Here is a 6,691-nt window from a genome sequence, read left to right on the forward strand (position 1 = left end):
TCTTCAGTTCCACCAGCCGGTCGGCCAAGAGCTGCATCGTCCAGCGCTCCCGGCCCTCCGGCGGCGCGCTGCAGGCCAGGGCGATCAGGAACGCCTCCTGTTTGCTGTCCAGTTTCGGCTGGGCGCCAGGCCGGGGGCGCTCCTGCAAAGCGGCTTCCAGCCCCTCCTCTCCGAACCGTTTTCGGATGTTCCGCACCGTCTGCGGATTCACCTTGAGCACCTCGGCTATCGATTGATCGGTCGCGCCCTCTGCTGAAAGGAGCAGAATCCGGGCCCGAGTAACCATCCGGGCTTTCACTTCCCCCTTCTTCAGGAGATCAAGCAGGGACAAGCGCTCCTTTTCGGTCAGCGTCACCACGTATGCTTTGGGTCTGGGCATAGCTCCTTCCCTCCACGAGAGTAGTGTGGAAGAAAGAATACCCTATGAGACCAGTGTGGTCAAGTACTAGTAATTTGGTCAGCATGGTACAGGGGTGATCTGGACTGATACAGGTCGGCCCGCTCGGGGTACGGGCCAATCAGCCGGTCGAGATAGCGCGACTCGAACTTGTGCGTGTCACGTGCCAGGGCAGCCAGGTCAGCAACCCCAAAGTGGCTAGCTCCAGCCCGGAAGACACGATGAAAGGCCAAGGCTGCCAATACAGTAAATCCACCTGCGCTGCCACCGGTTATCAAGAGACGGTCAGGATCGGCCCGACCGCTGGCTGCAAGAAATTGGGCGCCAGCAATACAATCTTCGACATCCACCACACCCCACGCCCCATTGAGTAATTCGCGGTAAGCACGCCCAAATCCAGTGCTACCACCATAGTTCACATCAAGTACACCAATTCCGCGACTCGTCCAGTATTGGATCGAGAGCCGGAGCGTCGGTTGAGCAGCGGCCGTTGGCCCGCCGTGGATCATCACCAGGAGTGGTGGTTGTTCATCTTCTGATGCGATAAAATCGGGATTGTGGGGCGGGTAGAAAATGCCATAAGCAGTACGACCGCCGGTGCTGGGGAAGCTAATCATCTCTGGTAACGACAGATACGCTGGGTCAACCGGCAAATCACCACTGCGACGAATCGGAGAAAGTGTTTGATCGGCGAGGTTAAGGAGAAACAGCGTGGTCGGTGTTGTGGGCGAACTACCAATAAACACGATCCGATGATCCGCTCCATTGACAATATGCACGACCGAAACCGGTAGATCAATCGGTCGGCGCTGCCCATGACGGTCAATAACAACCATAGACCAGCGACCTTGCTGGAGGAACGTGGCCAGCACACGACCGTCGGTCAACGGCACATACGTGCGCATCCCTAATTGCCAGAGCGGTTGACCAAATTCAGCCTCGAGCGGGTACAGGGGTGTAGCATAACCGGCAAGGTCAAGGCGATAGAGATTCCACCAGCCGGTACGTTCGGATACGACCAACAGATGACCATCGGTTGTCCATTCAGGTTGAAAACACGAGTCACCAGGTCCACCAGCAAGCTGGCGGGCCTCGCCAAGGCTGCCGTCGGTCTGGATCGGTGCCACCCATAGCTCGGCTGCATCCCACGGCATATTGGGATGATCCCATGCCAACCAGGCCAGCCAGGCTCCATCAGGACTGAGGCGCGGTGCAGCGACGAAATCACGTCCGGTGAGCAGTGGTGTTAGCGTACCGTTGGTCAGGTCAACCGCCGCGAGGTAGTTTTGGGGTTCGCCACCCTCGCGATGATCTTCGGCAACTGCAATCAGTCGGTTGCGTTGGCGATCCACCAGCATCTCGGCAAAGCGCACTCCCGCTGGAGTCCCAAGAGCAACCGGTGCTTCACCAGATCGTTGCCGGTATAGGCACTGATCGTTGAACTCAACAAAAAAGACCTCTCCCTGATCAACGACGAAGCTGCGTCCACCGTACTCGTGCACTAATGTGCGAACATTCATCCCAACTGGTGTAACATCGCTGATCGAGCCATCAACTGTGCGCCGTACCAGCACGTTTCGTCCACCTTCCTGGGGACGACCTTCAACCCAGTAGATGTCAGTACCGTCGATTTGCGGCCAGTTCAGACTAACTTGCCGACTGACCAGCATAGCAGCCGAGATTGGCGAGCGCCAAGTGCCGTATGGGGCGATCTGGGTCATAGCGTATTCCCCTATTAGACGCGGTTTCTTTCATCATACCACAGTGCGTAGCCAGCGCCACCATATACCGGCAATGGCGGTATAGGCGATCACCAGAACCCAGAGTGAAAATGTAGGGAACGGTATAACAGCCCAGGCTGGTTGTGAGAGAATTGTGGCCACGTTGTTGATCCAACTGAGCGGAAGCCAGGCCCAGAGTGCTAGCCATTGGCCCAGGGGTAACCAGATCAGACCGCCTATCAGCGCACAACCACCGAGCAACATTGCAAATGGTACGACCGGCACGATCAAGATGTTCGCCAGTGGCGCAATCAGTGAGAGATTGCCGAAGTGGTAAAGCATAAGCGGCAGGGTCAGCACTTGGGCAGCCAGCGTAGCACCGAGCGCCTCACGCATCGCCGCCGAGATCGGATGTGTCGGCCAGTGCATCTGATCCAGCCAGACATCAACCGGCTTGCCAAATGCAAAGAGACTGGCAGTTGCCAGTGCTGACAGTTGAAATCCCAAATCCCACAACGTGTAGGGATTTATCAAAGTCAGCAACCAGCAGGCAGCGAGTAAGAGACGCCAGGGTTCACTCTGACGCTCCACAGTACGAGCCAGCAGGGCAAGACTGGCCATCATTGCTGCCCGCACGACGGCTGCCGATGCGCCGGTAAATCCGGCGTAGACCCACATGACCGCTAGACTCAACCAGAACGCCAGCCATGGTGGCAATCGTAACAGACGGGCAAGGGCTGTCAGTGCAGCGGCGGCGATGCTAAAATTCCACCCCGACACCACCAAAATATGCGAGGTACCGGTGACAGCAAAAGCACTCCGAGTCGTTTCCGGCAAACCAGCCTGAATCCCCAGCAGGATACCGATTGCCAATGCTGCCTGTGGTTCGGGGAGAAGACGCAACACGATCCGCCGACAATGCTCGCGAAACCGGCTGATGGCGGAGATGCCCCAGTCTACTGTCGGTGCATCGAGCTTCCGGATCGCGGTTGGACGGTTCATGATGACAAAGATATTCTGACGGGCCAGGTAAGCACGATAATCGAATTCACCTGCTCGTTGGGCAAGGGCAGGTCTACTCAAACGGCCCTCAATTTGTAGACGATCACCCGGATAATACTGTGGATAGGGAGGGAATCGTACCAGGATTCGACCTTCTGCCGGTGAGAGTTGTTCTGATGTAACTGCATGCGTAATGGCTACAACCACTTTTTGGCCGAAATCATCACGACGTGGTTCTTCAGCCACGTATCCTATCAAGGTATGCGTGGAGTCATCAGTCCACCGCTCGATATGTTGGGGACCAAAGAGAGGTTGCGCGACGAGAACACGAAGACCACCCAGCAGCAGACACAACACCGACAAAGACATCCACCGTTGTAAGCTACGGTCGAACAAACAGACTACACACCCCAGCACTGTTGCCGCAGCCCACCAGTGAAAAGGGGGATTGAGCGATCCGGCGAGCGCTATCCCAATGAGCCAGCCGATTGCCAGTTGAATGAGCTTCATATCCTTGCCTATCGTTAAACATACGGTACTATATAAAATACCGTTTACAGGTAGGCAAGGATACGCCCAAATGCGGAGAACTTACTATGATTCGGTCTCAACGGCCTGCTGCGCAGCCAGATCGGCAGCCAGCCCATCTCGTAACTTCAGAAGTAGGCGCGTCAACTGCTCTTGTTCCTCCTCATCGAGCAAGCTCATCCGACGTTCGACAGCGGCATTGTGCATTGCCAGCGCCTCAGCTCGTACTGCGGCTCCGCGTGGTGTCAAGATTAATCGTTGTGCCCGACGGTCATCAGGGTCGGGATTACGCCGTACCAGCCCTTCACGCTCGAGCCGATCAACCAGACGGGTAATCGTGCTCTTGACGCATAGCAACTTCGCTCCGACATCGGTCAGTCGCTGACCCTGTTCAAGGTCTAACTGCAACAACAGGTTAAACTCAAGTGGAGTCAGGTTCGTATGCGCCAATGCACGACGATCCCCGTCATCCAGCAGCACATAGACATCGTGGATAAGCTGGTGTGGCAAATGAGAACGAGCTTCGTGTTGTTTCATAATAGTAAACCTGCACATATGCAACCGTTTTCTTTGCAAGCAGTATACTGCTCTTTCAAGAAGGTGACAAGTGATGAAGTAGCATCTTAGGTGAATTTGTGGCAAGGAAGGTTGAGAAGCACGTTCAATTGTCTTGTAAGTGTAGGGAGGATGTCACAATGACAGAACATGAACTGACTTCTCTGAGTACAGCGTCGCAAGCACCTAAACCAATGCGCCATCGTCTGCACCAATGGGCGCGTGCGTATGCACGTCAGCTCCTCGATGCTGCCGGCATAACAATCAACGGCTCACAGCCCTGGGATATTCAGGTTCGCGATGAACGATTATACCTGCGTTGTTTGCTCCACGGCTCATTAGGGTTGGGTGAAGCCTACATGGATGGCTGGTGGGATTGTGCGGCGATTGATGAGTTTATCTGTCGGCTCCTGAAGGTTCAAACACCACAGGCGGTTGGCTGGTTCGTACAGCTTCCGCTCTGGTTCGACAGTCGATTCATCAATCGTCAGCGTGGCAAGGACGCCTTCGTCATTGGCCAGCGACATTACGATATTGGAAATGACCTCTATGAGGCCATGCTCGACCGAAGGATGATCTACAGTTGTGCCTACTGGGACAGTGGAGCGCGCACGCTCGATGAAGCACAGGAAGCAAAACTTGACCTGATCGCCCGTAAGCTCGATCTCCAACCGGGGATGCGCGTTCTCGACATTGGTTGTGGTTGGGGAGGAACAGCACAATATCTGGCGGAACGTTACGGGGTGCGTGTTGTAGGCATCACCGTCTCGAAAGAGCAGGCCAGGCTGGCGAGTGAGCGTTGCTGCGGATTGCCGGTTGAAATCAGATTAGAGGATTACCGCCAGACCAGGGGGACATTTGATCGGATCATCTCGGTTGGTATGTTCGAGCATGTTGGTTACCGGAACTATCGAACATTTATGCAAGTCGTCCGTCGCTTGTTAAGCGACGACGGTCTATTCCTGTTGCACACGATTGGCACGAATGTTGCCTATCAAGGGCGTGACTCGTGGATTGAACGCTACATCTTCCCGAACTCAATGCTCCCCTCGCCGCGCCTCATTACTGCCGCATTTGAGGGTCTCTTTGTACTGGAAGACTGGCACAATTTCGGGGTAAACTACGTGACCACCTTGAAAGCCTGGCATGCCAACTTCGAGCGTGCGTGGCCGCAACTGGCAAGCCGTTACGACGAGCGCTTTTACCGTATGTGGCGACTATACCTGCTTATGAGTGCCGGCAGCTTTATGGCGCGGGCCAGTCAGCTCTGGCAACTGGTGCTTTCGCCGCGTGGAGTGAATGGCGGGTATCGGTCGGTGCGGTAGCTTACTGGATTATCACTAGTGGGCGTCTAGCACTCGCTCTGTTATGCGCACAGAAAATGGGCGAGTCTGGCACCCACCCTCATCGTGCTTACGGGCGTTTTCCGGTGACCGGTGTTGTACACAGTATATTGGTGAACTCGAACGAACACTGACGACGTTGAAACCTTGTGCGCGCAGGAACATTCTCGAATGCACAACAATACATTGTAGCGAATCTGGTGAAAACTCTCTTGACAATACGCAGCAAAACTGCTATATTATTCAGTGCCGACGCGGCGTGGAGCAGTGGCAGCTCGTCGGGCTCATAACCCGAAGGTCGCAGGTTCGAATCCTGCCGCCGCTACCAATAGAGCGATAGAGTTATGATACTCTATCGCTCTTTTTATGTCTTGAAGAACACAACAATTTATCATGCTTGATGCGCGTATATCGGGCAGATGCTCTGATACCTTGCGCATAAGCGCCTGCAAACGTCATGGCAGACAACCTCACGCTTACCATTGGTAATCGTCGGCCAGGAAAGATGCCGCATGCTCAGACGCAGACTTCTGATGTGAAAGATGTACGGTCTCGACAGCTTTTCAACGTACTCGGGTTCGGAACACTTCGAGAACTGGATGAAGCAGCGCACACACAGACCTTCGTCAGTGTAGCGTAAGGCGACCGAGGATTAGATATGTTGCCCCTTTGCCAGGGTGCGCGGGCCTCTGGCCCGCATCCTAAGTATCGTAAGGTGACCGAGGATTGGATATGTTGCCCCCCTATCGTCCATCGCGATAGGGGGAGCGCTGCTGTACGTATCGCTGATCATTCCGCTCATCCACGCAACCGCCGCAACTCGGCCTCTAGCTCACGCAGACGGGCTTCAAGCGCGGCCCGCGCTGCGGCTTCGCGTCGGGCCTGTTCCTCCGCCTCGGCCCGTGCGGCCGCTTCCCGCTGCGCCTGTTCCGCTGCTGCACGTGCCAGCACTTCCGCCTCGGCCCGCGCTGCCGCTTCCCGCTGCGCCTGTTCTTCCGCTGCTCGCGCTCGCGCCTCAGCTTCTGCCGCCTGCTGCACCACCGTCGCGTAGTCGCCAAACGCCGTGCCGTCGTCGGTGTAACACACCACGTGGTCGCCTTCCACCCCCACCCACAGGTCGGCCAGCTCCAGATACACCCACCCCC

5 protein-coding genes, 1 tRNA gene and 1 pseudogene are annotated in these 6,691 nt (G+C 55.9%); 2 read left to right on the forward strand and 5 right to left on the reverse strand.

What is annotated here, in order from left to right:
- The 4 genes from JE47_RS0119065 to JE47_RS0119080 all read right to left on the reverse strand — a co-directional run.
- On the reverse strand, positions 1 to 355 hold a 355-nt coding region (locus JE47_RS0119065; RefSeq protein WP_160173297.1), incomplete at its 3' end, for a helix-turn-helix domain-containing protein.
- A gap of 83 nt (positions 356 to 438) precedes the next feature.
- Positions 439 to 2,118 (reverse strand): S9 family peptidase, encoded by a 1,680-nt coding sequence (locus tag JE47_RS0119070; RefSeq protein WP_236631314.1) that lies wholly within the window; start codon positions 2,116 to 2,118, stop codon positions 439 to 441.
- Between the two features lie 33 nt (positions 2,119 to 2,151).
- Positions 2,152 to 3,630, reverse strand: a complete 1,479-nt coding sequence (locus JE47_RS0119075; protein ID WP_035420011.1) for a ComEC/Rec2 family competence protein — start codon at positions 3,628 to 3,630, stop codon at positions 2,152 to 2,154.
- 84 nt (positions 3,631 to 3,714) lie between these two features.
- Complete coding sequence (locus JE47_RS0119080) at positions 3,715 to 4,185, reverse strand: MarR family winged helix-turn-helix transcriptional regulator (protein WP_028459096.1); 471 nt, start codon at positions 4,183 to 4,185, stop codon at positions 3,715 to 3,717.
- Between the two features lie 212 nt (positions 4,186 to 4,397).
- Between JE47_RS0119080 and cfa the strand changes: the two genes are divergently transcribed.
- Positions 4,398 to 5,528 (forward strand): cyclopropane fatty acyl phospholipid synthase, encoded by a 1,131-nt coding sequence (cfa, locus tag JE47_RS0119085; protein ID WP_367620647.1) that lies wholly within the window; start codon positions 4,398 to 4,400, stop codon positions 5,526 to 5,528.
- 271 nt (positions 5,529 to 5,799) lie between these two features.
- Positions 5,800 to 5,874: transfer RNA gene (locus JE47_RS0119090), tRNA-Met, on the forward strand.
- 470 nt (positions 5,875 to 6,344) lie between these two features.
- Here JE47_RS0119090 and JE47_RS0119095 read toward each other — a convergent pair.
- Positions 6,345 to 6,691 (reverse strand): annotated as a pseudogene (locus tag JE47_RS0119095) (Uma2 family endonuclease); the annotation flags it as partial.

Source organism: Chloroflexus sp. MS-G (assembly GCF_000735195.1).
In the GTDB taxonomy this organism is placed as follows: domain Bacteria; phylum Chloroflexota; class Chloroflexia; order Chloroflexales; family Chloroflexaceae; genus Chloroflexus.

Excerpts from the sequence above, each read along its gene's own strand:
- JE47_RS0119070 (WP_236631314.1), bottom strand. The coding sequence starts at position 2,118 with ATGACCCAGATCGCCCCATACGGCACTTGGCGCTCGCCAATCTCGGCT.
- JE47_RS0119075 (WP_035420011.1), bottom strand. The coding sequence starts at position 3,630 with ATGAAGCTCATTCAACTGGCAATCGGCTGGCTCATTGGGATAGCGCTC.
- JE47_RS0119080 (WP_028459096.1), bottom strand. The coding sequence starts at position 4,185 with ATGAAACAACACGAAGCTCGTTCTCATTTGCCACACCAGCTTATCCAC.
- cfa (WP_367620647.1), top strand. The coding sequence starts at position 4,398 with ATGCGCCATCGTCTGCACCAATGGGCGCGTGCGTATGCACGTCAGCTC.